Origin of the sequence: Pseudomonas sp. MM227 (genome assembly GCF_947090715.1) — a bacterium.
Classification (GTDB): domain Bacteria; phylum Pseudomonadota; class Gammaproteobacteria; order Pseudomonadales; family Pseudomonadaceae; genus Aquipseudomonas; species Aquipseudomonas baltica.
In genome coordinates, this window is sequence record NZ_OX352319.1 from 2,538,639 (window position 1) to 2,564,800 (window position 26,162).

Below are 26,162 nucleotides of genomic sequence, written 5' to 3' on the forward strand. Positions count from 1 at the left end.
GCTGCATCTCCTTGACGTATCGATGGCCTCATCATTGCAGAGATTTCGCCTCGGTGCGACCCGTGCCCAGGCGGCTGAACAGGCTGCTGCCGAACACGTTGATCAACAGCCCGACCATGACCAGCGCTCCACCCCACCACTGCAGGGCACCCAGGCGCTCGCCCAGGATCCAGGCCGAAGAACTCAAGCCCACCACCGGCACCAGCAATGAAAACGGCGCTACCTTGCCGGCCGGATAGCGCGACAACAGCTTGCTCCACAAGCTGTAGCCAAGCACCGTAGCCACGGCAGCCAGATAGACCAGGCTACCGATGGATTTCCAGCCGATGCCCAACAGCGATTGCTGGATCAGTGCCGGACCTTCCAGCCACAGCGACAAGGCGAAGAACGGCAAGGGCGGAATCAATGCGCCCCAGATCACCAGCGCGACCAGGTCGATATTGCCGAAGCGGCGGGTGATGACATTGCCCATCGCCCACATCGACGCTGCGCACAGGGTCAGCAATACCGCCATCAACGGCGTGGCCTGATCGCTTTCCAGGCCGATCATCGCCAGCCCTCCGGCCGCTACCAGCAAGCCCACCACGCTGGCGGCGCGCAGGCGCTCGCCAATGAACAGCGCAGCGAAGAACAAGGTGAAGAAGGCCTGGGATTGCAGCACCAGCGAGGCCAGGCCGGCGGGCATGCCATTGGCCATGGCCTCGAACAGAAACGCGAACTGGCCCAGGGAAATGGTCGCGCCATAGGCAATCAGCCAGCGCAGTGGCAGGTTCGGCCGGCGGATGAAGAACACCGCGGGAATCGCCACCAGGGTGAAGCGCAGGCCGCCCAGCAGCATCGGCGGCAAGCCATCGAGACCGTAGCGAATCACCACGAAATTCAAACCCCAGACAACGATCACGACCAGGGCCAACATCAGGTCTCTAGGTGCCACGGTACCTCCACAGGTTCAGGTCAGTCCGTACGGATAAGCTTGGCCATTCTTGCCCATCGCGCACCTTGGCGGGAACCTGTTTCAAAACTTTTCTGAAGCTGGCCACGTTGCGAGTGTTCGGCACCCCTTCTCGCTTGAGCTAGAGTGGGAGCACAGTGCCCTATGAGGAATCGAACGATGCGTGTGTTCTGGATGATGCTGGCCGCGGCAAGCCTGTCGGGTTGTACCTCGTTTCGCGCTGATTCGGAGCACCTGAAAGCCGTGCCGGCCGAACGGCTGTCGGCCTGGCAACAAACGCTGTCGCCATCGAGCGAGCTGGTGGTGGACCGTGATATCGGCATGCTGGGCGGCGGCTGCTACGTGGCACTGCTGATCGACCGTGAACCCGCCGCGCTGCTGGCCGTGGGTGAAGTGGCGACCTTCCACCTGCCGCCGGGCGAACACATCGTTGGCATCACCACCGACAGACAGGGTGGCCTGCTGTGCAGCAAAGGCCGCCTGAATCGCGAACTGCGCCTGCAGGCCCAGCCCGGCGAGCGCCAGCACCTGCGTATCGTCAGCGAAGCCAAGAGCGGCTTCGGCATCGTGCTGGATCCGCGCTGAGTTCGGCGCGACCTTCTTGCCCAACCCTGCCTACGTCATCAGGAGTCGTCATGCCCAGCAACGAGAACAGCCGCAACGAGCACCACCAGCCTGTAGGTCATGCCGTCCCCGAGTGGAGCGCCCGCACGCGGCCGGCCCACGACATCATCGAGGGGCGCTATTGCCGGCTTGAACCCCTGAACGCTGCGGCCCACGCCGAAGACCTGTTCAGTGGCTATTGCCAACAGACCGATGGCAGCGACTGGACCTACCTGCCGGTCGGCCCGTTTGCCGACCTGGACAGCTACCGCAGTCACCTGCAACACGCGGCAGCCAGCCAGGATCCGCAACACTGGGCCGTGATCGACCTGCGCACCCAGCGCGCGGTGGGCACCCTGGCCTTGATGCGCATGGACCCGGCCAATGGCGTCATCGAGGTCGGCCATGTGACGTTCTCGCCGCTGATGAAACGCACCCCGCTGTCGACCGAAGCCCAGTACCTATTGATGCGCCGGGTGTTCGACGAACTGGGTTACCGCCGCTACGAGTGGAAATGCGACGCCCTCAACGAGCCCTCGCGCAAGGCCGCGGCACGGCTGGGCTTCAGCTTCGAAGGCATCTTCCGCCAAGCGCTGGTGTACAAGGGTCGCAACCGCGATACGGCCTGGTTTTCCATCATCGACAGCGAATGGCCGGCGCTGCGCGCAGCCTTCGGGCGGTGGCTGGCGACGGATAACTTCGATGCTGCCGGCCAGCAGCTGACGGCGTTGGCCGCCGGCCGCCAGCAACATTGAGAAACACGGCTATTCTTGCGATTGGCGAAGCCATTCGCTTTTTTGCTCCCCATCCGCAGAAGAAGAGAGCCACCTCTTGAAACTCGAACCCTTGCCCAAGTCGCTGATCGCCATTGCGTTCGCGCTGGTGCCCGCCTGTACGTTCGCCGCTTCTCCCGCCCCCGTCGCTGCCGAGAACGGCATGGTGGTCACCGCACAGCAACTGGCCACCCACATTGGCGTGGATGTGCTCAAGGACGGCGGCAATGCCGTCGATGCCGCCGTGGCCGTAGGCTATGCCCTGGCCGTGGTCTACCCGGCTGCGGGCAACATCGGCGGCGGTGGCTTCATGACCCTGCAGATGGCCGATGGCCGCAAGACCTTCCTCGACTTCCGCGAGAAGGCACCGCTGGCCGCCATCGCCGACATGTACCTGGACAAGGCCGGCAATGTCATCGAGGGCCTGAGCACCGACGGCCACTTGTCGGTAGGCATACCCGGCACGGTGTCGGGCATGGAGCTGGCGTTGCAGAAGTACGGCACCTTCAAACGCGCCGATCTGCTGGCGCCGGCCATCAAGCTGGCAGACGAAGGTTTCACCCTGGCCCAGGGCGATGTCGACCTGTTGGAAACCGCCACCGAGGACTTCCGCAAGGACAGCCAGGATTCGGCAAAGATATTCCTTAAGCAGGGCCAGCCGTTCAAGGCCGGCGAGAAGCTGGTGCAGAAGGACTTGGCGCGGACCCTGCGGGAAATCTCCGACAAGGGTAACGCCGGGTTCTACCAAGGCTGGGTGGCCAAGGCCATCGTCGATTCGAGCCAGGCGGGCAAGGGCATCATCACCCAGGCCGACCTCGACAAGTACAAGACCCGCGAACTGGACCCGATCGAGTGCGACTACCGTGGCTACCATGTGGTGTCCGCGCCACCGCCCAGTTCCGGCGGCGTGGTCATCTGCCAGATCATGAACATCCTCCAGGGCTACCCGATGGCCGAGCTGGGCTATGGCTCGGCGCAGGGCATGCACTACCAGATCGAAGCCATGCGCCACGCCTACGTGGACCGCAACAGCTACCTGGGCGACCCGGATTTCGTCAAGAACCCCATCGCGCACCTGCTCGACGCCAACTACGCGACCAAGCTGCGCGACAGCATCGCACCGAACAAGGCCGGCGTTTCCGCCGAGATCAAGCCGGGTGTGGCCCCCCATGAGGGCAGCAACACCACCCATTACTCCATCGTCGACAAATGGGGCAACGCGGTGTCGGTGACCTACACCCTCAACGGCTGGTTCGGCGCGCGGGTCATGGCCAGCGGTACCGGCATCCTGCTCAACGACGAAATGGACGACTTCACCTCCAAGGTCGGCGTGGCCAACATGTACGGGCTGGTCCAGGGCGAGGCCAACGCCATCGCGCCGTACAAGACGCCGCTGTCCTCCATGAGCCCGACCATCGTCACCAAGGACGGCAAGCCAGTCATGGTGCTTGGCACGCCCGGCGGCAGCAGGATCATCACCGCCACCCTGCTGACCATGCTCAACGTGATCGACTACGGCATGGACATCCAGCAGGCGGTCAATGCACCGCGCTTCCACCAGCAGTGGATGCCCGACGTCACCAACCTGGAAACCTTCGCCATCAGCCCCGACACACGCAAGATTCTCGAAAGCTGGGGGCACAAGTTCGGTGAGCCCCAGGACGCCAACCACCTGGCCGCGATCCTGGTAGGCGCGCCGGCCCTGGGCGCCAAACCGGTGGCCAACAACCGTTTCTACGGCGCCAACGATCCCCGCCGCAACACTGGTCTTGCCGCAGGCTACTGAGCCGGCAAACGCAAAGGCAGGCCTGCAATCGGGCCTGCCCGCCCGCCGCACCGAAGAAGAATCCGCCTGAACTTTCCATTTTCCTCCGCGCTCAGATTTCCTGATCGCCTGGCGTGCCAGGCACCCACTGAGCCGAGGAAGACCTTCATGAGTACCCAACTGCAAGGCAAGAAAGTCCTGTTCATCACTGCCAACACCGGCATCGAACGCGATGAACTGCTCAAGCCTCTCGAAGCGCTGCGCGAAGCAGGCGCCACCGTGACCCACGCTTCGAGCGAAGGCGGCACCGTGCAGACCTTCCAGCAGGACACCGAGAAAGACCGTACCGTTGAATCCGACGGCAAGATCCAGGGCCTGAACGCCAGCGACTTCGACGCCCTGGTGATTCCCGGCGGCACCGTAAATGCCGACACCCTGCGCCAGGACACCGATGCCCAGCAACTGGTCAAGGCATTCGCCGATGCCGGCAAGGTCGTGGCCGCCATCTGCCATGGTCCATGGCTGCTGATCAATGCCGGCGTGATCCCTGGCAAAACCCTGACCTCGTACCCCAGCGTCAGCCTCGACCTGACCAACGCCGGTGCCGCTGGCTGGGTGGATCAAGAGGTCAAGCAGTGCGGGGCCAACGGCTGGACCCTGATCACCTCGCGCAACCCCAAGGACATCCCGGCCTTCAATGACGCCATCATCAAGGCCCTCGGCACTGCCTGAGCCGCCTTTCAACCCACAGACCAGGGAGACCAGATGCCTTCTTTATTCGACCCGATCCAGGTCGGCGCGCAGAAGCTGCCCCATCGCATCCTGATGGCGCCGTTGACCCGCGGCCGTGCAACCCGCAATCACGTACCCACCGATCTGATGATCGAGTACTACACCCAGCGCGCGAGCGCCGGGCTGATCATCACCGAAGCCACCGGCATCACTCAGGAAGGCCTGGGCTGGCCCTACGCGCCCGGCATCTGGAGCGACGAGCAGGTCGAGGGCTGGAAGAAGATCACTGCTGCGGTGCATGAGGCCGGTGGCCGCATCGACCTGCAACTGTGGCACATGGGCCGCATCGTTCATCCCAGCTTCCTGGGAGGCGCGCAGCCGGTTTCCTCGTCAGCGACCACTGCGCCAGGTCAGACCCACACCTACGATGGCAAGCAGCCCTATGTGCAGGCGCGTCCGTTGGGCATCCACGAAATTCCACGGTTGCTGGACGACTACGAGCATGCCGCGAAGAACGCCATGCGTGCCGGCTTCGATGGCGTGCAGATCCATGCGGCCAATGGTTATTTGATCGATCAGTTCCTGCGCGACAACAGCAACTTCCGTGACGATGCCTACGGCGGTTCGGTAGAAAACCGCATCCGCCTGCTGACAGAGGTCACACAGCGGGTTGTCGACACCATCGGTGCCGAACGTACCGGTGTGCGCCTGTCGCCCAATGGTGATTCGCAAGGGGTCAACGACAGCGATCCGGAAACCCTGTTCTCCGCTGCTGCCGCTGCGTTGGACACGATCGGCATCGCCTACTTGGAACTGCGTGAGCCACCGCTCGACGGTACCTTCGGCAAGGCCGACCGCCCGCCCGTGCATCCGGTCATCCGCAAGGCCTTCAGCCGCACACTGGTGCTCAACTCCGACTACACCCATGAGAAAGCGCAGGCCGCGCTGGACGCAGGTGAAGCAGACGCCATCGCTTTCGGCCGACCGTTCCTGGCCAACCCTGACCTGCCCCATCGGTTCGCCGAAGGCTTGCCGCTGAACAAGGACGTGATGGAAACCTGGTACAGCCAGGGGCCCGAAGGCTATGTGGACTACCCCACAGCCGAGTGAGCGCAGCACGGTATCGGGGGCAGTGCCCCCGGTCACTTCCGCAGATTGTCGACACTTGGGTTGCGACGTATTGACTAGCCGCTTGAACAGGGCTATTTTTTTGTCACTACCTGCCAAGGTGTCGACAATATGTCTGCCACGTCTGTTTCATTGCACGTCCTGCCCAACAACGACGCGCCGCACGTTTCCAGTGTTGCGGGTGAAACCGAGACGCTTTCGGAAAACGTCTTCCGGCGTATCCAGGCGGCCATCGTCAACGGCGAAATAGCCCCTGGCAGCAAGATTTCCGAGCCCGAACTGGCACGCACCTACGGCATCAGCCGCGGTCCCCTGCGTGAAGCCATCCACCGCCTCGAGGGCCAACGCCTGCTGGTGCGCATTCCGCACGTCGGTGCGCGGGTGGTATCGCTCAACCACGCCGAACTCATCGAACTCTACGAAATCCGCGAATCGCTTGAAGGCATGGCCTGCCGGCTGGCCGCCACGCGCATGAGCCAGGTGCAGATCGACGAACTGCGCGAGGTGCTGGCCACCCATGAGCGCGATGCCGCGTTCCAGGCCGGCGTCGGCTACTACCAACAGGAAGGCGACTTCGACTTCCACTACCGGATCATCCAGGGCAGCGGCAACAGCACGCTGGTGCAGATGCTGTGCGACGACCTCTACCAGTTGGTGCGCATGTACCGGATCCAGTTCTCGGCCACGCCCAACCGCCCCCATCAGGCTTTTGCCGAACACCACCGTATTCTCGACGCCATCGCCGAGCGCGATGGCGAATTGGCCGAGTTGCTCATGCGTAGGCACATCGCCGCGTCCAAGCGCAACATCGAGCGCCATTACCTGGAACCCAACCACAACAACACCCCAGGAGCCCAACCATGAATCAGCCGTCCAGCCCCGGCCAACGTTTCCGCCAGGCACTCGCCGAAGAGTCACCCCTGCAGGTGGTCGGCACCATCAACGCCAACCACGCACTGCTCGCGCAGCGGGCCGGCTTCAAGGCCATCTACCTCTCCGGAGGCGGCGTCGCGGCGGGTTCGCTGGGCCTGCCCGACCTGGGCATTACCGGCCTGGACGATGTGCTGACCGACGTGCGCCGCATCACTGACGTCTGCGAGCTGCCGTTGCTGGTCGATGTCGACACCGGTTTCGGCTCGTCGGCGTTCAACGTTGCGCGCACCGTCAAGTCGATGATCAAGTTCGGCGCGGCGGCCATGCACATCGAGGACCAGGTGGGCGCCAAACGCTGCGGCCATCGGCCAAACAAGGAAATCGTCTCACAGCAGGAAATGGTCGATCGTATCAAGGCAGCCGTGGATGCCCGCACCGACGACAGCTTCGTGATCATGGCGCGCACCGACGCCCTGGCGGTGGAAGGACTGGAGTCCGCCCTGGACCGCGCCGCCGCCTGCATCGAGGCGGGTGCGGACATGATCTTTCCCGAAGCCATCACCGAATTGCAGATGTACCAGCTGTTCGCCAGCCGGGTGAAGGCGCCGATTCTGGCCAACATCACCGAGTTCGGCGCCACCCCGCTGTTCACCACCGAGCAACTGGGTGGCGTTGGCGTGGGCCTGGTGCTTTACCCACTGTCTGCGTTCCGCGCCATGAACAAAGCGGCCGAGAACGTCTACACCGCGATACGCCGCGACGGCACTCAGCAGAATGTCATCGACACCATGCAGACTCGCATGGAGCTGTACGAGGCAATCGATTACCACGACTTCGAGCGCAAGCTGGACGCACTGTTTGCGCAGAAAAAATGATCACTGCATTCCAATAACAAATCCAAGATCGGAGAAAACCCATGGCCGAAGCAAAAGTACTCAGTGGCGCTGGCCTGCGTGGCCAAGTGGCCGGACAGACCGCCCTGTCGACCGTCGGCATGCCCGGTGCCGGGCTGACCTATCGTGGCTATGACGTGCGCGAACTGGCCGAACATGCCCTGTTCGAGGAAGTCGCCTACCTGCTGCTGCATGGCGAGCTGCCCACGCCTGCCGAACTGGCTGCCTACCAGGGGAAGCTGCGCAGCCTGCGCGACCTGCCGCAGCCGTTGAAGGAAGTGCTCGAACGCATTCCGTCGAGCACCCATCCGATGGACGTGATGCGCACCGGCTGTTCGTTCCTCGGCACGCTGGAGCCTGAGCGCAACTTCGGCCAGCAGGAACACGTGAGCGACCGCCTGCTGGCGGCGTTCCCGGCGATGATGTGCTACTGGTACCGCTACAGCCACCATGGCGTGCGTATCAACTGCAGCAGCGACGAAGAGACGTTCGCCGGGCACTTCCTGTACCTGCTGCATGGCAAATCGCCGAGTGAATTGCACAGCAAGGTGATGGACGTATCGCTGATTCTCTACGCCGAGCACGAATTCAACGCCTCGACCTTCACCGCCCGCGTCTGCGCATCGACCCTGTCGGACATGTATTCATGCGTGACCGCCGCCATCGGCTCGTTGCGCGGCCCGCTGCACGGCGGCGCCAACGAGGCGGCGATGGCGATGATCCAGAAGTTCGCTTCGCCCGAGGAGGCGGTGCGCGGCACCTTGGCCATGCTGGAGCGCAAGGACAAGATCATGGGTTTCGGCCATGCCGTGTACAAGGACAACGATCCGCGCAACGAGGTGATCAAGGGCTGGGCCAAGAAGCTGAGCGAAGAAGCCGGCGACAAGGTGCTCTACCCGGTGTCCGAGGCCATCGACAAGACCATGTGGGAACAGAAGAAGCTGTTTCCCAACGCCGACTTCTACCATGCCTCGGCCTACCACTTCATGGGCATCGCCACCGAACTGTTCACACCTATCTTCGTTTGCTCGCGGGTGACGGGCTGGGCGGCGCACGTATTCGAGCAGCGCGCGAACAACCGGATCATCCGGCCCAGCGCGGAGTATGTCGGCGTGGAACAGCGCGCATTCGTGCCCCTGGATCGTCGCTGACCTGGCGGGCCTCTTCGCGGGTAGATGGCTCGCCGCCCGCCCCGCTCCCACAATCCTCCGAATCTGGAGCTGGGTTTTATGTGGGAGCGGGCTCTGCCCGCGAAGGCCGCCCCGCCGAACTTTTGCCATGCCTGACCATGCCGTGCACCGTGAGCCAACCTGATGAACACACAACACCGCAAGTCCCTGCCGAACTCGCCACTGGACTATTACGACGCCCGAGAAGCCGTCGAAGCCCTCCAGCCCGGCGCCTACGCCACCCTGCCCTACACCTCCCGCGTACTCGCCGAAAACCTGGTGCGACGCTGCGACCCCACCACCCTCGACGCCTCGTTGCGCCAGCTGATCGAGCGCAAGCGCGACCTGGACTTCCCCTGGTACCCGGCGCGCGTGGTGTGCCATGACATCCTCGGCCAGACCGCGCTGGTCGACCTCGCCGGCCTGCGCGACGCGATTGCCTCCCAGGGCGGTGACCCGGCGCTGGTCAACCCGGTGGTGCCGACCCAATTGATCGTCGATCACTCGCTGGCGGTAGAAAGCGCCGGCTTCGACCCCCAGGCGTTCGAGAAGAACCGCGCCATCGAAGACCGTCGCAACGAAGACCGCTTCCATTTCATCGATTGGACGCGCAAGGCCTTCAAGAACGTCGATGTCATTCCACCGGGTAACGGCATCATGCACCAGATCAATCTGGAGAAGATGTCGCCGGTCATTCAGGTTCGTGAAGGTGTCGCTTTCCCCGACACCTGTGTTGGTACCGACAGCCACACGCCCCATGTCGACGCGCTGGGGGTGGTTGCCATCGGTGTCGGCGGCCTGGAAGCCGAAAGCGTCATGCTCGGTCGCGCCTCGTGGATGCGCCTGCCCGAGATCGTCGGCGTCGAACTGACCGGGCAGCTGCAACCCGGCATCACCGCCACCGACATGGTGCTGGCCCTGACCCAATACCTGCGCCAGCAGAAAGTCGTCGGTGCCTACCTGGAATTCTTCGGCGAAGGCGCGCGCGAGCTGACTCTGGGCGACCGCGCCACCATCTCCAACATGGCCCCGGAATACGGCGCCACGGCGGCGATGTTCGCCATCGACCAGCAGACCATCGACTACCTGCGTCTGACCGGCCGAGAGGAGCAGCAAGTGCAGTTGGTCGAAGACTACGCGCGCCTTACCGGCCTGTGGGCCGACAGCCTGGACGCCGCCGTCTATGAACGCGACCTGAGCTTCGATCTGTCGGGCGTGGTGCGCAACATGGCCGGCCCGAGCAACCCCCACGCGCGGGTGGCGACCAGCGACCTGGCCGCCCAAGGCATCGCCGGCCCCTGGACCGACGTGCCAGGGCAGATGCCGGACGGCGCGGTGATCATCGCCGCCATCACCAGCTGCACCAACACCAGCAACCCGCGCAACGTGATCGCCGCCGGCCTCTTGGCGCGCAACGCCAACCGCCTGGGCCTGACCCGCAAGCCTTGGGTGAAGTCATCCCTGGCACCGGGCTCGAAAACCGTGGCGCTGTACCTGGACGAAGCCGGCCTGACCGAGGAACTGGAAACCCTGGGCTTCGGCATCGTGGCGTTCGCCTGCACCACCTGCAATGGCATGTCCGGCGCGCTCGATCCGGTGATTCAGCAAGAGATCATCGAACGCGACCTGTATGCCACGGCGGTGCTCTCGGGCAACCGCAACTTCGACGGGCGCATCCACCCGTATGCCCGGCAGGCCTTCCTCGCCTCACCGCCTTTGGTAGTCGCCTATGCCATCGCCGGCACCATCCGCTTCGACATCGAAAAAGACGTGCTCGGGTTCGACCTGCAGGGTCAGCCCATTCGGCTCAAGGACATCTGGCCCAGCGACGAAGAAGTCAACGCCGTGGTCAAGTCGTCGGTGAAACCGGAGCAGTTCCGCCAGGTGTACATCCCCATGTTCGCCATTCACGAGGACACCGGGCCGAAGGTCGCGCCCCTCTACGACTGGCGCCCGGCGAGCACCTACATCCGTCGTCCGCCCTACTGGGAAGGCGCCCTGGCCGGCGAGCGCACGCTCAAGGGCATGCGCCCTCTGGCCGTGCTGCCGGACAACATCACCACCGATCACCTGTCGCCGTCCAACGCGATCATGCTCGACAGCGCTGCGGGCGAATACCTGGCCAAAATGGGTCTGCCCGAAGAAGACTTCAACTCCTACGCCACCCACCGCGGCGACCACCTGACTGCCCAGCGCGCGACGTTCGCCAACCCCAAGCTGTTCAATGAAATGGTGGTGGAAAACGGCAAGGTTCGCCAAGGTTCGCTGACCCGCCTGGAACCCGAAGGCCAGGTGATGCGCATGTGGGAAGCGATCGAAACCTACATGCTGCGCAAGCAGCCGCTGATCATCATTGCCGGGGCCGATTACGGCCAGGGTTCCTCGCGCGACTGGGCGGCCAAAGGCGTACGCCTGGCCGGGGTCGAGGCAATTGCCGCCGAGGGCTTCGAGCGCATCCACCGGACCAATCTGGTGGGCATGGGTGTGCTGCCGCTGCAGTTCGCTGCCGGCACCGACCGCAAGACCCTGGGTATCGACGGCACCGAGGTGTTCGACGTGATCGGCCAACTGACACCCCAGGCGCAGGTGACGCTGATCATCGAACGGCGCAATGGCGAGCGCCTGGAAGTGCCGGTGACCTGCCGACTGGACACTGCCGAAGAGGTCTCGATCTACGAAGCCGGTGGTGTGCTGCAGCGCTTCGCCCAGGATTTCCTGCAGGCCACCGCGCCTGCTCCCCATGCCGCCGGCGCTCACTGAGGACAGCTCCATGACGCAGATTCGCATTCCCGCCACCTACATGCGCGGCGGCACCAGCAAAGGCGTGTTCTTCAACCTCGCCGACCTGCCCGAGCCGGCGCGCCAGCCAGGGCCGCTGCGTGACGCCCTGCTGCTGCGGGTGATCGGCAGCCCGGACCCGTACGCCAAGCAGATCGACGGCATGGGCGGTGCCACCTCGAGCACCAGCAAGACGGTGATCGTCAGCCCGAGCAGCCAGCCGGGGCATGACGTCGACTATCTGTTCGGCCAGGTGTCCATCGACAGCGCGTTCGTCGACTGGAGCGGCAACTGCGGCAACCTGTCCGCCGCCGTCGGCCCCTTTGCCATCAGTACTGGCCTGCTCGATCCTTCCCGCGTCCCCCACGACGGCATCGCCACGGTTCGCGTGTGGCAGGCCAATATCGGCAAGACGATCATCGCCCATGTGCCCATGAGCGGCGGTATGGTGCAGGAAACCGGTGATTTCGAACTCGACGGCGTGACGTTCCCGGCCGCCGAGGTGCAACTGGAGTTCATCGATCCGGCTGCCGAGGCCGAGGGCGCGGCGGGGGCGATGTTTCCCACCGGCAACCTTATCGACGTGCTGGACGTGCCGAACGTGGGTCGTTTCGAGGCGACCCTGATCAACGCGGGCATTCCAACCATCTTCATCGACGCCGCCGCCCTGGGCTACAACGGCTGCGAACTGCAGGAGGCGATCAACGGCGATCCACAGGCCCTCGCTCGCTTCGAAACCATCCGCGCCCATGGCGCGCTGCGCATGGGCCTGATCAGTCGCCTGGAGGATGCAAAGACCCGCCAGCACACGCCGAAGGTCGCTTTCGTCGCGCCACCGGCCGACTACCTCGCGTCCAGCGGCAAACCCGTTGCCGCGGCCGATATCGACCTGACCGTACGCGCCATGTCGATGGGCAAGCTGCACCACGCGATGATGGGCACTGCGGCGGTGGCCATCGGTACCGCCGCGGCCATCCCCGGCACCGTGGTCAACCGCGCGGCCGGGGGTGGCGTGCGCAGTACGGTGTGTTTCGGCCATCCCTCGGGCACCTTGCGTGTCGGCGCCCAGGCCAACGAAGTCGCGGGCCAGTGGCAAGTGACCAAGGCGATCATGAGCCGCAGCGCGCGAGTCCTGATGGAAGGCTGGGTACGAGTGCCCGCGCAGACCCTGGCCTAGCTACGCGCGTCCGGCCTTCAGCCCGGCAGTGCTTGCTGCCGGTAGCGCAGCCACACCGCACCGCCCTCCTGCACTTCGGCACTGTCCAGGGCCAGGTAAGTCGGCTGCTGCCATTGCCCGGCGTCGATCTCGAACGACGCCGGGTGCTCGCCGCAGCCGTCTACCAAAGGCAGCAGCAGGACACTGATTTCATCAACCAGCCCTGCGTTCACGAAGGAGCCACTGACGTGCGGTCCGCCTTCGACGACCAGGCGCTTGATGCCCAATTCACGGCCGAGAATGTCCAGCACTCGACTCAAGTCTAGGGTGTCCTGGCCGCCAAAAATGTAGGACACCTGGATCGACTGCAGATAGGCCAGGTAGTCGTCGCTGACGCCTTCGGTCAGTACTTCGACGATGTGCGAGTCCAGCGCCGTGTTGGATTTCCAACCGACCTTGCCCTTCGGGTCGATGGAAATGGCATAGGCGCTCGCCGCGCGATCGGCAAAATACGGGGTACGCGCAATCGGCCCGGTGGCCAGGCCGGACGGATAACCCTCGTCGTGGGCGATCTCCTGCATGGTCACCCGGCCACAGGCCCAGGCATCGAACTCGAACTGTTTGGCCAACTGCTCGTACAGCTCACCTGCGGCGTTCTTGAACGGCCGCGCCCAACCGTCGGTCAGCGCATGACCATCGACGGAAGACATCATGTGGCAGATTACATAGGGCTTCATTGGCGGCTCCAAGGCGTTCGGTATGTCTATCACCGACCGGCGCCCCTGGCCGTTGGTTCAGCTTGAAGCGGCGCAGCTCATGTGCGTCGTCTGCCAGATTGGATCGGACTCGACGTCGAGCACCTCGAACCCTTGTTTCTGCCAGAAGGCGATGGCTCCGGACAGGAACGGGTGAGTGTGCAGGTACAGGGTTCGCACACCTGCCGCACGCGCCTGCGCCAGCAGCGCTGCATACAGCGCCTTGGCCACGCCGGCGCCACGACAGCTGGGCGAAACGAACAACCGGACGACCTCGACGGTGGCTTCGAGCGGTAGCTGCAGCTGATTGAAGCGCTGGTCGTAGGGCAGGTAACCGATGCTGCCTACGATCTGACCCGCCTGCCAGGCCAGCAGAAAACAGCCTTGGGCGGAGCCCAGGTAAACCTCGGCAAAGTGCGCCAGGTCATCCGGCACTTGCGTGGCATCCAGCTGCGGAAAGATCGAGGCCCGCGCAGCCATGACGTAATCCAGGGTTGCAGCGACCTGATCCGATTGCACCGGGCGAATGTCTATCGCGTTCATGGAATCTGCTCCGCACATGAGATAACCCGCGCCGGTATGAGGGGCTCAGAAAGCAAGCTTGAAACCGATCAGCAGCAGCATCACCGCCAGGCAAGGCCGCAGGATGTCGTCCGACACGCGCCCGGACAGATGGCTGCCCAGCCAGATGCCCGGCAGCGAGCCAAGCAGCAAATGGCCAAGCAACGACCAGTCCATGTTGCCCATACTGGCGTGGCCCATGCCCGCCACCAGGGTCAGGGGTACGGCGTGGGCGATCTCGGTGCCGACCAGGCGCCGCGTCGCCAGGAACGGATACAGCAGGAACAGCGCCACGGTGCCCAGCGCACCGGCGCCGATGGACGTGAGCGAAACCATCACACCAAGGACCACGCCGGTGATCACCGTCAGACCGTTGAGGGTGCTGGCACTGAGGTTGTAGCGGTCGCCGGCATGGCGACTGGCGAAGGCCTGCAGGCGCTTCTTGAAGAGGATGGCGAACGCGGTCAGGAACAGCACCGCAGCCAATGCCTGCTTGATCACCGCGCCCATGGCCTGCGGTTCGGCATCCAGGCTTTTCAGATACCAGAGCACCAGCGCCGCTGCGGGCACGCTGCCCAGCGCCAGCCAGCCGGTGATCTTCCAGTCGATGTTCTTGTTGCGCCCATGCACCCAGACGCCACTGGCCTTGGTGATGGCGGCGTACAACAGGTCGGTGCCGACGGCCGTGGCCGGATTGATGCCGAACCACAGCAGGATGGGCGTCATCAGCGAGCCGCCGCCCACACCCGTCATGCCGACGATGAAACCGACCACCAGCCCGGCCACGGTGAAACCCCAGGTACCTACGTCCATTCTTACGTCCTACACATCAGATTCAGCATCGCGGGAGCGGTAGCCGGGCGGCAGGATAACAATTTCTGATATAGCCAATTATAACTATGCAGCATTAGCTTATAACCATCATCCGATCACGCAAGGCAAGCCTGCACTTCATGACTGTCAACCTGAGCGCGACAGTCCTGCGCTGCAGGGACGATTTATCCCGGCGCGGCGAACGCATAATCTCTACCCATCGCACAGCACCTTCAACGCTGCGCCCCCACCAGAATCGGGAGAACACCATGCTCGCACTTCGCAAAGCTTCGGACCGCGGTCTCGCCAATCATGGCTGGTTGCAATCCTTCCATACCTTTTCCTTCGGCCACTACCGCAACCCACAGGAGCAGGGCTTCTCCGACCTGTTGGTGATCAACGACGACCGGGTCAGCGCCGGCAAGGGTTTCGGTCAGCACCCGCACCGCGACATGGAGATCTTCTCCTACGTGCTGCAAGGCGCGCTGGCGCACAAGGACACCTTGGGCACCGGCTCGGTCATTCGCCCAGGGGACGTGCAGTTGATGAGTGCTGGCCACGGCGTGGCCCACAGCGAGTTCAACCACAGCGATGTCGACCCCGTGCATTTCCTGCAGATCTGGATCGTACCCGAGCAAGCAGGCGCCGAGCCTCGCTACCAGCAGGAACACTTCTCGCCCGAGCAGAAACGTGGCCGCCTGCAACTGATCATCTCGCCCGATGGCGCGCAAGGCTCGCTTGAAGTGCGCCAGGATGCGCGGGTCTACGCCGGCCTGTTCGACGGCGCGGAACAGGCCACGCTGACGCTGGCGGACAACCGCTACGCCTATGTGCACGTCGCCACGGGCAGCGTCGAACTCAACGGCCAGCGTCTGAATGAAGGGGATGGCGTGCGCCTGCGCGAGGAAACCGTGCTGCAGTTGACCAACGGGGTCGACGCCGAGGTGCTGGTATTCGACCTGCGCCCCAACGAGTTGCCGCAGATGCCATGATCGGGCAGTGCACCGGGGGCCGATCAATCCTGTCGATGACCGCATTGAAAAAAGCGATTGGCTTGACCCCGGTGTGGCGCGTACCTTCAGGATCTGCATTTTTTTGCAACGCCTGCATGGCGTTGGCAGTCGAAATGGTCATGCCCTTTACTGGTACCCCCGATGCACACCCCTGAGCGCACCCTGCACGATGGCTTCGCCCGCAAAGTCGATTACCTGAGGTTGTCGGTCACCGATCGCTGCGATTTTCGCTGCGTGTACTGCATGGCCGAAGACATGACGTTTCTGCCGCGCCAGCAGATCCTCAGCCTCGAGGAACTCGAGCAGGTGGCCGCAAGCTTCGTCGCCCTGGGCACACGCAAGATCCGTCTGACCGGGGGTGAACCCTTGGTGCGCTCGGGCATCGTCGACCTGTGCCGACGCATCGCCGCCCTGCCCGGCCTGCAGGAACTGTGCATGACCACCAACGGCTCGCGCCTGGAAGCCCTGGCCCAGCCGTTGTTCGACGCCGGCGTCAAGCGGCTGAACATCAGCCTGGACAGCCTCGATCCAGCACGTTTTCGCGAACTCACCCGTACCGGCGACCTGAACAAGGTGATCGCCGGCATCGATGCGGCCAATGCCGCCGGATTCCGCCATACCAAGCTCAACTGCGTGGTCATGCAGGGTCGCAACGACGACGAAGTCGTCGACCTGGTGAGCTTTGCCATCGACCGCGGCCTGGACATCTCCTTCATCGAGGAAATGCCCCTGGGAGCCATCAGCGAGCACAGCCGCGCCGAAGCGTTCTACTCGAGTGATCAAGTACGCGCGCGCATCGCCGAGCGTTACGAGCTGCTGCCCTCCGCCGATTCCACCCAAGGCCCATCGCGCTACTGGCGCATCCCTCAGGCGCCGGGCACGCGCATCGGTTTCATTTCCCCGCACAGCCACAACTTCTGTGCGACCTGCAACCGCGTGCGCCTGACAGTCGAAGGCCGTCTGCTGCTGTGCCTGGGCAACGAGCATTCGGCAGACTTGAAAAGCGTGCTGCGCGAGCACCCCGGCCAACCCGAGCTGCTCGAGCAGGCGATCATTCAGGCCATGCAGCTCAAGCCGTGGAGCCACAACTTTCGCCTCGACGATGACGTGCAGGTAGTGCGCTTCATGAACATGACTGGCGGCTGAGTGCGGGCGCTGGTCTGTGGCATTGTTCTGCTTTTCTTATAAACCCGTTTGAAAATGCAACTTATCAAATCAGTGCACAGGGCCGACAATCACTCTGTGCCGTCGCTGTGTGTCCGGTACGTTGAGCGGTGCCATCCGCTTCCTACAAGAACAAGGCCACCGGCCGCCCTACCGAGGACTCCTTCATGCAAGACGTCGTTATCGTTGCCGCCACACGCACCGCCGTCGGCAGTTTCCAGGGCTCGCTGGCGAGCGTTCCCGCCGTCGAGCTGGGCGCTGCGGTGATTCGCCGACTGATCGCACAGACCGGTCTAGATCCTGCACAGGTCGACGAGGTCATTCTTGGGCAGGTGCTTACCGCAGGCGCCGGGCAAAACCCCGCGCGCCAGGCGGCGATGTTTGCCGGCCTGCCCAGCGCCGTACCCGCCATGACGTTGAACAAGGTCTGCGGTTCAGGGCTCAAGGCCGTGCACCTGGCCGCCCAGGCCATCCGCTGCGGCGACGCCGAGGTGATCATCGCCGGCGGCATGGAAAACATGAGCCTGGCGCCCTACCTGCTGCCAGCCGCACGCACCGGTCTGCGCATGGGCAATGCCGCGCTGGTCGACAGCATGATCAAGGACGGCCTGTGGGATGTCTTCAACGACTATCACATGGGCATTACCGCAGAAAACCTGGCCGAACAGTACGGCATCAGCCGCGAAGCCCAGGATGCCTTCGCTGCGCAGTCCCAGCAAAAGGCCGTGGCGGCCATCGAAGCCGGTCGTTTCGTCCATGAAATCACCCCCATTGCCGTGCCCCAGCGCAAAGGCGAGCCCGTGCAGTTCGCTGTAGACGAGCAGCCACGTGCCGACACCACGGCGCAAAGCCTGGGCAAGCTCAAGCCGGCCTTCAAAGCCGACGGCAGCGTCACCGCTGGCAATGCCTCGTCGCTCAACGATGGCGCTGCGGCCGTGCTACTGATGAGTGCGACCAAGGCCCAGGCACTGGGCCTGCCGGTGCTGGCGCGCATTGCCGCCTATGCCAATGCCGGCGTGGATCCGGCGGTGATGGGCATCGCTCCGGTGTCGGCCACTCGCCGCTGCCTGGAGAAGGCCGGCTGGAGCCTCGAGCAACTGGACCTGATCGAAGCCAACGAAGCCTTCGCGGCGCAGGCGCTGTCGGTTGGCCAAGTGCTGGGCTGGGACGCCGACAAGGTCAACGTCAACGGCGGCGCCATTGCCCTGGGTCACCCGATAGGGGCTTCCGGCTGCCGGGTACTGGTCACCTTGCTGCACGAGATGCTGCGTCGCGATGCCAGCAAGGGGCTGGCCACCCTGTGCATTGGCGGTGGGCAAGGTGTAGCCCTGGCTCTGGCGCGAGACTGATCCGGCAGCAGGCAACACGCACTGGCCAGCGTGTGGTGAATGGATGGAGACTGGCACGCTCAGCTTCGGTGTAGTTCGACCTACCTAAAACCCGTAGGTCAAACTCACCTCGGCAACACTGTCACTGTAATTTCGGCCACCGAATCGATGGCCAACTGCCCCGCTCAGGCCAAGTCGAGAAGTTACCTCACCCTCCACACCCAGCTTTATTTCTCCGACATCCCGATACCCATCCTGGGAGATTTTCACACGATCCATATTGACACTATATACCTTGTCACTGTGAATCCATCCCGCCTCTACGTAGGGCTTGATCTCAGTCCCTGCTGATGAGCCGCGATCTATATTTTTCAGAAATGCTCTCACTGCCAAATGAGTGGAAATACCGCTCTCATTACCAAATCTCACCACGGTTCCATTCCGCTCAATGTGATCTTCAGCTTTTATGCTGGACCAAGCCAATTTCACCTTGGGCTGAATATAAAATGAAAAACCGCGAAACTTGGAAACTTCCATCACACGGCCAACTTCTACCGAAGCAACGGGACCACGAGACTTGTACTGCTCGCCACTTAGACCCTCACCTTTTACCGAATTATCGAACCAACTGTACTGAAATACACCGTCGATATAAGCACCGATTTCATCTACGGCATCTTCGTACCAAGTACTATAAACGCCTATTGAGTAGCCTGAAACTCGCCCTTTTGAGTCGTATGAATTAAGTTTATATGCAGTGTCGTTGGTGCCGCTGCCATAACCTGCCAATGCGCCTACTCGCCACCCTCCTCCTTTCCCTGTCGCTCCTGATGCGATATCACTACCTATCATCACAGCCTGACGGTCGGAGTGAGTACTCAGCTGACCGCTGATATCTACGCCCTGGGCATACCCCCTGATAGTTTTCATCCACAAACGCGTTGTCTTTTGCTCGCCACTCAGTGGATCAGTATAATCTCGCGAGCTGCGCCGATCCTCCAACCTGATTTCAAACAAAGCATTTGCCATCGCGAGATTTGCAGAGTAAGACCCCGCCTCAGGCCGAATAGTTTGCGACTGAGGTATTTCTGGCACCTCAGAAGTTCCACTGTCCAAATACCAATTCCCACTATTGGCGCCTTCCCCCCTTACGAGACGATAATCATAAGCCCCGGCTACGATTCGGCCGGCCTGCTCGAACTGAGCTAAAGAATTGCCCTGGACGGTGATAAGTTCTATCCCGTTCAGTGTCGAGGCACCTGATCCGCCCAAATTATTGACGCTAACTTTTGTAAGACCAGAAGTGTCCCCCAAGACTACCAAGCGATCCGTCACGGATTCATCGCCATTTAGCACTGAGTTGAAAATCAACAATCCATTGCCTCCTGTATAATCCCCATCAATTGTGAGTACCGCACCAGCACGCGGCCCTTGCAACGAAACAACACCACTATTGCTCAACCCTCCCAACGTTTGACCGTATCCATTGAGCGATAAGGCCCCGCCTTCAAATACAGTGTAATCAGAGTTCTTACTGAAGACATTCATACCTCCTGCCTCAAGCACTCCACCCACTAATTTAGTCAACCCACTGTATGTGCTCTCACCGGTCAATATCGTTCGGCCATTTGCAATCAACGCTGAACCGCCTTCTTTAATAGCCGATGCAAACTCATAATCCGATGCAGTGTGGTTAAAAACAATACTGCCATCGCCGGCACCGAGCCAAACGCCCTCGGTTGAGTTCAGCGAACCCGCTTCGGCCGGAGCGTCAGTGTTTGAAGAACCTATGTAAAGCACTCCGCTTGAACCAGCGGCATCTGCCAAAACCAGCTTATTGGTGTTTAGCTCACCTTTATTCTGAAGCGTGAGCATGCCACTGCCACCTTTACCCACAACCGTAACTTCAGCCGCATTCACGGACGAGCCGCCCCCCGAAACAAGTAACTCCCCAGCCGAGTTGCTTGCTCTACCGAGCGTTATAGAGCCTACACCTGCCCCCACAACATTTATAACGCTCCCTCCAGTGACGCTTACGCTACCCTGCGAAAAGTCTTCCCCACCGACATCTAGCGTGTTCTCGACAGATAGAGAGCTGCCATTACTTACCACTACGCTACCGATCGAATTCCCTTCTACTCCGACCTCGAGCGACTCACCTACAGAAACACGCGCCGCGCTATCTACAACCAGGAGGCCTTTACCATTGACCCCCACTTTGGTGTCTCCTGTACTATTCCAGCGAGAACCTGATCCGAAAACAACCACCACTCCCTCAGAACCGGCGTCAACACCCAGCTGACCAGATCCAGCTCCCACTGAATGACTTGTCACTTTTGCGCCGTTTGTAATATTCACTCGTCCGTACCCATACGTACCGACATTCAACCCATTCCCGATAGTCGGACTAAAGGGAATATTAAAATTCAACGGATCAGGGCCATTGACAGATAGAGCAATAACATCCTGCGGCATCACAAACATCCACGCCAGCCCAGAGCATTGTAGAATTTTGTTTTTTATAGCCATTTCAACCGCCCACCAATATTTAAAACCGACGAAATTCAGCACTCACTGGCATCCTGTATTCCATACATGACACGCACGCAAAATGACGCATTTATTTTTCAACAACTTTAATCGTCGCAAGGCGGAGAAAAATAGAGGAAATTTCCCATGCTTCGCCAATGTAATGCAAAGTTACATTTTTGGAGCAGATGGGAGCTTGCGTGCGTTGCCTTTGCGCATTTTCTTACTTGCCGTCGAAGCTTTCTCAAATACGCTTGGCATGCTGTACAATTGGCATACTACGGTTGATTCGGTTGAAAAAATCGAGATCTCAGACTGGAAGACGTCAAGCTTAGCCGTCTCTTCGGAACCTGTTCACCACATTGCGTGGCCTCTGGTTCCGCGTTGATCGTTGCAGCTTGGCCAATAGGTTGATTAGAGGAAGTTCCCCCATGACCCGCATGCTGTTCGCTTCGCTGTGCATCACCGGCGCGCTGTTGTCGGCCGCATCGCCTGTCACGCTTGCCATCGAGGTATTCCGCCCGCCCGGCGACGCCACCGAGCTGGTTTCCCTGGGCAAGGGCGACCGTGTTCCGGCAGCCTATGCCCAACCCGATTCAGCTTTCATCGGGTGGAAATCCTCGGGGCTCAAGCAACCCGACCCGGACAGCCAGTGGGTGCAGATCGGCGACAACTTCGTACTGGTCCGACGCAGCAACGCGGTGATTCAGGACATCCAGCCCATTCCCAAGTAACGGCTGTCGCCTGTCAGCGACAGCCGGCGCCGGTCTGTGCTCGTCAGCGATACTGCGCGCCGTCGAACCAGGCGAGCTTCTCGCGCAGCACCACCACTTCGCCAACGATGACCAGGGTAGGTGCATGCACCTCATGCTCGGCGACCATTCGCGGCAGGTCCGCCAGGGTGCCGGTGAACACCCGCTGGTTTACCGTGGTGCCCTGCTGGATCAACGCCGCCGGTGTATCCGCGCCGCGACCGTGGCGAATCAGCTGTTCGCAGATGATCGGCAGGCCGATCAGGCCCATGTAGAACACCAGCGTTTGCCCTGGGGACACCAGATCGTGCCACGGCAGATCACTGGTGTTGTTCTTCAAGTGCCCGGTGACGAAACGCACAGATTGCGCATAGTCGCGGTGGGTCAGGGGAATGCCGGCATACGCCGCACAGCCGCTGGCTGCAGTGATGCCCGGTACCACCTGGAATGGGATGCCGTGGGCCGCCAATTCCTCGATCTCTTCGCCGCCCCGGCCGAATATGAACGGATCGCCGCCCTTGAGACGCAGCACGCGCTTGCCCTGCTTGGCCAAGGCCACCAGTTGCTGGTTGATCTGGTCTTGCGGCAAGGCATGCTCGGCGCGACGCTTGCCGACATACACACGTTCGGCGTCGCGACGACACAGGTCGAGGATCGCCGGCGCGACGAGGCGGTCGTAGAGCACCACATCGGCCTGCTGCATCAAGCGCAGGGCGCGGAAGGTCAGCAAGTCCGGGTCACCGGGGCCAGCGCCCACCAGATAGACCTCACCGGGGGCATGGGGCGGTGCACCGTCGACCTTCGCCTGGAGCATGCGTTCGGCCTCGGCGCCCCGCCCGGCCAACTGGCGATCGGCGATCGGGCCCTGGAACACTTCCTCCCAGAACGCACGGCGCTGGGTGACATCCGGGTACAGCGCCTTGACCTTCTGCCGAAAGCGCGCCGCCAGGCCGGCCAGCTCGCCATAGGTGGATGGAATCCAGGTTTCCAGCTTGGCACGGATCAGCCGCGCCAGGACCGGTGCGTCGCCTCCACTGGACACTGCCACCACCAAGGGTGAGCGGTCGACGATGGCCGGAAAGATCACCGTACACAGTGCTGGCGCATCGACCACGTTGACCGGCACACAGCGCGCGCGGGCATCGGCCGACACCTGGGCGTTGAGCGGTTCGTCATCGGTGGCGGCGATCACCAGCACGCAGCCGTCCAGATCGCTGCTCAGGTAACCCCTGTCGAGCATCTGCCCGCCGCTGCCGCGCACCAGATCGGCAAGCTGCGGGTCGATGCTCGGAGCGACCACGCGCAACACCGCGCCAGCCTCGGCCAGCAGGCGCGATTTGCGCAGGGCGATCTCGCCCCCGCCTACCACCAGCACCTGGCTGTCGCGCAATTTGTGGAACAGCGGCAGAAACTCCATTTAGCCGATGACCTCGAGGCCGCCCATATAGGGCTTGAGTACTTCGGGCACGCGGATGCTGCCGTCGGCCTGCTGGTAGTTCTCCAGCACGGCCACCAAGGTGCGACCGACTGCCAGGCCCGAACCGTTCAAGGTATGAACCAGCTCGGGTTTGCCTGTTTCAGGGTTACGGAAGCGGGCCTGCATGCGCCGCGCCTGGAAATCCCCAGTGTTGGAACACGAGGAAATCTCGCGGTACTTGTCCTGGCTCGGCACCCAGACTTCCAGGTCGTAGGTTTTCACCGCGCTGAAGCCCATGTCGCCGGTGCACAAGGCCAGTACGCGGTACGGCAGCTCCAGCGCCTGCAGGATGCGCTCGGCGTTGGCAGTCAGGCTTTCGAGGGCTTCCATGGATTTCGACGGTTCGACCACCTGGACCATCTCTACCTTGTCGAACTGGTGCTGACGGATCATGCCGCGGGTATCGCGGCCCGACGCGCCGGCTTCGCTGCGGAAGCACGGCGTGTGGGCGACGAACTTGAGTGGCAGCAGCTTGGCATCGAGGATTTCGCCGGCCACGATGTTGGTCAGCGAGACTTCGGCCGTGGGGATCAGGTACAGATCGGCTTCACCTTCACGGCTGATCTTGAACAGGTCTTCCTCGAACTTGGGCAACTGACCGGTGCCCTGCAAGGCCGGGGCCTGCACCAGGTACGGGGTGTAGGCTTCTTCGTAGCCGTGTTCGCTGACGTGCAGGTTGATCATGAACTGCGCCAGTGCGCGATGCAGGCGCGCAATCGGCCCACGCATGATGGCAAAACGTGCACCGGACAGCTTGGCAGCCGTCTCGAAATCCAGGCCACCCGACTTGCCACCGAGGGCAACGTGGTCCTGCACCGGAAAATCGAAGGTGGTCGGCGTTCCCCAGCGGCGGACCTCGACGTTGCCGTCTTCGTCCTCGCCGATCGGCACCGATTCGTGGGGCAGGTTGGGAATGCCCAGGGCAATACCGTCGAGCTCGCCCTGCAGCTGTTCCAGCTCCGCCTTGCCGCGCCCCAGCTCCTCGGCGATGGACTCGACCTGCGCTTTCAGCGCGTCGACATCGCCGCCGCTTTTCATCACCTGGCCAATGGACTTGGACAGCGCATTGCGCTCGGCCTGCAGTTGTTCGGTGCGGGTCTGCACGGTCTTGCGCTGGGCTTCCAGCGCCTCGAGGCGCGCCACATCCAGGACATAGCCACGGCTGGCAAGGCGATCCGCTACGTCCTGAAGCTGGCTACGTAACAGTTTGGAATCGAGCATGTCGGTCTCTCGTTTATCAGTATTGGTCAGATTTTAGTCAGTGCCAGGCCGGCCCAGGTGGCCAGCAGGCCGCCGAATACGCTCACAGCGCAGTAGCCCATGGCAACCAGCCCCTGGCCGCTTTCGAGCAGGCGCACGGTGTCCAGCGAAAATGACGAGAAGGTGGTCAGGCCACCCACGAACCCCACCATCAATCCCGAACGGATCTCGACCGGAATGTCCGGGCGAATCATGAACAGCCCATACAGGTAGCCAATGATCAGGCAACCGATGATATTGACGGCCAGCGTACCGGTATAGAACAGACGTGGCCAGTTCGCATTGATGTAGGTCGCGGTGAACAGGCGCAGCAGTGTGCCGACCACCCCACCCAGGGATACCGCGACAATGGTCGGGATCACGCCTTTCTCCGTCGCCGCGGACTGCTGTCGTCCAGACTGGCGAGGTGCTTGAGCTTTTCGCCTATCTTCAATTCCAGGCCGCGCGGCACGGGGCGATAGTAGTGGCGTGGGCTCAATTGCTCGGGGAAGTAGTCTTCGCCGGCTGCATAGGCGTCGGGCTCATCGTGGGCATAGCGGTACTCGTCGCCGTAGCCCAGCTGCTTCATCAGTTTGGTCGGGGCGTTGCGCAAATGCAGTGGCACTTCCAGCGAGCCATGTTCGGCCGCCTCGCGCATCGCCGCCTTGAAGCCCATGTACACGGCATTGCTCTTGGGTGCACACGCCAGGTAAACGATGGCCTGGGCCACCGCCAGCTCGCCTTCGGGGCTGCCCAGGCGCTCCTGCACATCCCACGCCGACAGGCACAGCGGCAGCGCCCGCGGATCGGCATTGCCGATGTCTTCGCTGGCCATGCGCACCACCCGCCGCGCCAGATAGAGCGGGTCGCAACCACCGTCGAGCATGCGTGCGAACCAGTACAGCGACGCATCCGGATCGGAGCCGCGCACCGATTTGTGCAAGGCCGATATCTGGTCGTAGAACGCCTCGCCGCCCTTGTCGAAGCGTCGGCGGGTATCGCCGAGCAGGCTCTGCAACAGCTCGACGCCTATTTCCTCGCCGTCCTCGGCAAGGTCGGAGGCATTCTCCAGCAGGTTGAGGATCCTGCGTCCGTCACCGTCGGCAGCGGCCATGAGCATGGCAAAGGCCTCGTCGCCCAGGCGCAGTCGGCGCTTGCCCAGGCCGCGTTCCTCGTTCAGCGCACGGTCGACCAGACGCCGCAGCGCCGCCTCGTCGAGGCTCTTGAGCACATACACGCGGGCTCGCGAGAGCAAGGCGTTGTTGAGCTCGAACGAAGGGTTTTCGGTGGTGGCGCCGATGAAGATCAGCGTACCGTCTTCCACGTAGGGCAAAAACGCATCCTGCTGGGACTTGTTGAAACGGTGCACTTCATCGACGAACAGAATCGTGCGACGGCCATACTGGCCCGCCTGCTGCTTGGCCACCTCGACCGCCTGGCGAATCTCCTTGACCCCGGCGAGTACCGCCGACACGGTTTCGAAGTGAGCATCGGACACCTTCGCCAGCAGCCGTGCCAGGGTGGTCTTGCCCACGCCCGGTGGCCCCCAGAAGATCATCGAGTGCAGGGCGCCCTGCTCCAGTGCCTCGCGCAGCGGCTTGCCGCGGGCGAGCAGATGCTCCTGGCCGACGTATTCGTCCAGGTTGCTGGCGCGCAGACGCGCGGCCAGCGGCTGGGCAATGGGATCACTGCGAAACAGGTCCATGGGG

General features: G+C 62.4%; 24 protein-coding genes. 15 read left to right on the plus strand and 9 right to left on the minus strand.

From position 1 onward, the window contains the following. Positions 1-31: 31 nt before the first annotated feature. Positions 32-934 (minus strand): EamA family transporter, encoded by a 903-nt coding sequence (locus tag ONG87_RS11375; RefSeq protein ID WP_122477807.1) that lies wholly within the window; start codon positions 932-934, stop codon positions 32-34. Positions 935-1,111: 177 nt separating this feature from the next. Here ONG87_RS11375 and ONG87_RS11380 point away from each other — a divergent pair, with 177 nt between their 5' ends. The 10 genes from ONG87_RS11380 (at position 1,112) to prpF (ending at position 12,843) form a co-directional block, all read left to right on the plus strand. Beyond that, positions 1,112-1,537, plus strand: a complete 426-nt coding sequence (locus ONG87_RS11380) for a 3-isopropylmalate dehydratase (protein WP_264381268.1) — start codon at positions 1,112-1,114, stop codon at positions 1,535-1,537. 50 nt (positions 1,538-1,587) lie between these two features. Further along, positions 1,588-2,310, plus strand: a complete 723-nt coding sequence (locus ONG87_RS11385) for a GNAT family N-acetyltransferase (RefSeq protein ID WP_264381269.1) — start codon at positions 1,588-1,590, stop codon at positions 2,308-2,310. A gap of 76 nt (positions 2,311-2,386) precedes the next feature. Further along, positions 2,387-4,114, plus strand: a complete 1,728-nt coding sequence (ggt, locus tag ONG87_RS11390) for a gamma-glutamyltransferase (RefSeq protein ID WP_264381270.1) — start codon at positions 2,387-2,389, stop codon at positions 4,112-4,114. Between the two features lie 147 nt (positions 4,115-4,261). Beyond that, positions 4,262-4,825 carry a type 1 glutamine amidotransferase domain-containing protein gene (locus tag ONG87_RS11395; RefSeq protein ID WP_192151657.1) on the plus strand — a complete coding sequence of 188 codons (564 nt, stop codon included), beginning with the start codon at positions 4,262-4,264 and terminating at the stop codon, positions 4,823-4,825. A gap of 33 nt (positions 4,826-4,858) precedes the next feature. Next, positions 4,859-5,935, plus strand: coding sequence for an alkene reductase (locus ONG87_RS11400; protein WP_264381271.1), 1,077 nt, complete (start codon positions 4,859-4,861; stop codon positions 5,933-5,935). Between the two features lie 129 nt (positions 5,936-6,064). Then, positions 6,065-6,817 carry a GntR family transcriptional regulator gene (locus ONG87_RS11405; protein WP_244646817.1) on the plus strand — a complete coding sequence of 251 codons (753 nt, stop codon included), beginning with the start codon at positions 6,065-6,067 and terminating at the stop codon, positions 6,815-6,817. After that, positions 6,814-7,701, plus strand: a complete 888-nt coding sequence (gene prpB / locus ONG87_RS11410) for a methylisocitrate lyase (RefSeq protein WP_122477799.1) — start codon at positions 6,814-6,816, stop codon at positions 7,699-7,701. The genes ONG87_RS11405 and prpB overlap by 4 nt, the downstream gene beginning before the upstream one ends. Before the next feature lie 41 nt (positions 7,702-7,742). Beyond that, positions 7,743-8,870: a 2-methylcitrate synthase gene (gene prpC, locus ONG87_RS11415; RefSeq protein WP_264381272.1), complete on the plus strand. Its 1,128-nt coding sequence runs from the start codon at positions 7,743-7,745 to the stop codon at positions 8,868-8,870. Between the two features lie 162 nt (positions 8,871-9,032). Further along, complete coding sequence (gene acnD / locus ONG87_RS11420) at positions 9,033-11,648, plus strand: Fe/S-dependent 2-methylisocitrate dehydratase AcnD (RefSeq protein ID WP_264381273.1); 2,616 nt, start codon at positions 9,033-9,035, stop codon at positions 11,646-11,648. Positions 11,649-11,658: 10 nt separating this feature from the next. After that, positions 11,659-12,843, plus strand: coding sequence for a 2-methylaconitate cis-trans isomerase PrpF (prpF, locus tag ONG87_RS11425; protein ID WP_192103469.1), 1,185 nt, complete (start codon positions 11,659-11,661; stop codon positions 12,841-12,843). A 17-nt stretch (positions 12,844-12,860) separates the two neighbouring features. Here prpF and ONG87_RS11430 read toward each other — a convergent pair whose 3' ends face one another. From ONG87_RS11430 to ONG87_RS11440, 3 genes are read right to left on the minus strand one after another with little or no spacing between them, the layout of a single operon-like run. After that, a complete protein-coding gene (locus tag ONG87_RS11430) occupies positions 12,861-13,559 on the minus strand; it encodes a dihydrofolate reductase family protein (RefSeq protein WP_264381274.1) in 699 nt (232 codons plus the stop codon). Between the two features lie 57 nt (positions 13,560-13,616). Then, positions 13,617-14,120 (minus strand): GNAT family N-acetyltransferase, encoded by a 504-nt coding sequence (locus ONG87_RS11435; RefSeq protein ID WP_264381275.1) that lies wholly within the window; start codon positions 14,118-14,120, stop codon positions 13,617-13,619. A gap of 45 nt (positions 14,121-14,165) precedes the next feature. Then, the gene (locus ONG87_RS11440; RefSeq protein ID WP_122477789.1) at positions 14,166-14,951 is read right to left on the minus strand and encodes a sulfite exporter TauE/SafE family protein; all 786 of its coding nucleotides are present in this window, start codon (positions 14,949-14,951) and stop codon (positions 14,166-14,168) included. Between the two features lie 269 nt (positions 14,952-15,220). Here ONG87_RS11440 and ONG87_RS11445 point away from each other — a divergent pair, with 269 nt between their 5' ends. The 3 genes from ONG87_RS11445 to ONG87_RS11455 all read left to right on the plus strand — a co-directional run bounded on the left by ONG87_RS11445 (position 15,221) and on the right by ONG87_RS11455 (position 18,477). Next, positions 15,221-15,943, plus strand: coding sequence for a pirin family protein (locus ONG87_RS11445; protein ID WP_192055305.1), 723 nt, complete (start codon positions 15,221-15,223; stop codon positions 15,941-15,943). Positions 15,944-16,105: 162 nt separating this feature from the next. Beyond that, positions 16,106-17,110, plus strand: a complete 1,005-nt coding sequence (moaA, locus tag ONG87_RS11450) for a GTP 3',8-cyclase MoaA (RefSeq protein WP_264381276.1) — start codon at positions 16,106-16,108, stop codon at positions 17,108-17,110. 185 nt (positions 17,111-17,295) lie between these two features. Next, positions 17,296-18,477, plus strand: coding sequence for an acetyl-CoA C-acetyltransferase (locus ONG87_RS11455; RefSeq protein ID WP_264381277.1), 1,182 nt, complete (start codon positions 17,296-17,298; stop codon positions 18,475-18,477). An 84-nt stretch (positions 18,478-18,561) separates the two neighbouring features. Here the strand turns inward: ONG87_RS11455 and ONG87_RS11460 are convergent, their stop codons facing one another. Then, entirely contained in the window at positions 18,562-21,027 is a 2,466-nt protein-coding gene (locus ONG87_RS11460; protein WP_264381278.1) for an autotransporter outer membrane beta-barrel domain-containing protein, read from the minus strand. Positions 21,028-21,067: 40 nt separating this feature from the next. On the opposite strand from ONG87_RS11460, the gene ONG87_RS11465 reads away from it, so the two are divergent. Continuing rightward, the gene (locus ONG87_RS11465; RefSeq protein WP_264381279.1) at positions 21,068-21,373 is read left to right on the plus strand and encodes a hypothetical protein; all 306 of its coding nucleotides are present in this window, start codon (positions 21,068-21,070) and stop codon (positions 21,371-21,373) included. 43 nt (positions 21,374-21,416) lie between these two features. Beyond that, positions 21,417-21,719: an RcnB family protein gene (locus ONG87_RS11470; RefSeq protein ID WP_122477782.1), complete on the plus strand. Its 303-nt coding sequence runs from the start codon at positions 21,417-21,419 to the stop codon at positions 21,717-21,719. A gap of 43 nt (positions 21,720-21,762) precedes the next feature. On the opposite strand, the gene cysG is transcribed toward ONG87_RS11470, so the two are convergent. Genes cysG through ONG87_RS11490 form a run of 4 tightly spaced genes read right to left on the minus strand, consistent with a single transcriptional unit; the run spans position 21,763 to position 26,158 of the window. Then, positions 21,763-23,154 carry a siroheme synthase CysG gene (gene cysG / locus ONG87_RS11475; protein WP_264381280.1) on the minus strand — a complete coding sequence of 464 codons (1,392 nt, stop codon included), beginning with the start codon at positions 23,152-23,154 and terminating at the stop codon, positions 21,763-21,765. Continuing rightward, positions 23,155-24,435 (minus strand): serine--tRNA ligase, encoded by a 1,281-nt coding sequence (gene serS, locus ONG87_RS11480; RefSeq protein ID WP_185793212.1) that lies wholly within the window; start codon positions 24,433-24,435, stop codon positions 23,155-23,157. 26 nt (positions 24,436-24,461) lie between these two features. Continuing rightward, positions 24,462-24,836: a fluoride efflux transporter CrcB gene (crcB, locus tag ONG87_RS11485; protein WP_122477777.1), complete on the minus strand. Its 375-nt coding sequence runs from the start codon at positions 24,834-24,836 to the stop codon at positions 24,462-24,464. Continuing rightward, positions 24,833-26,158: a replication-associated recombination protein A gene (locus tag ONG87_RS11490; protein WP_122477775.1), complete on the minus strand. Its 1,326-nt coding sequence runs from the start codon at positions 26,156-26,158 to the stop codon at positions 24,833-24,835. The genes crcB and ONG87_RS11490 overlap by 4 nt, the downstream gene beginning before the upstream one ends. Positions 26,159-26,162: the final 4 nt, after the last annotated feature.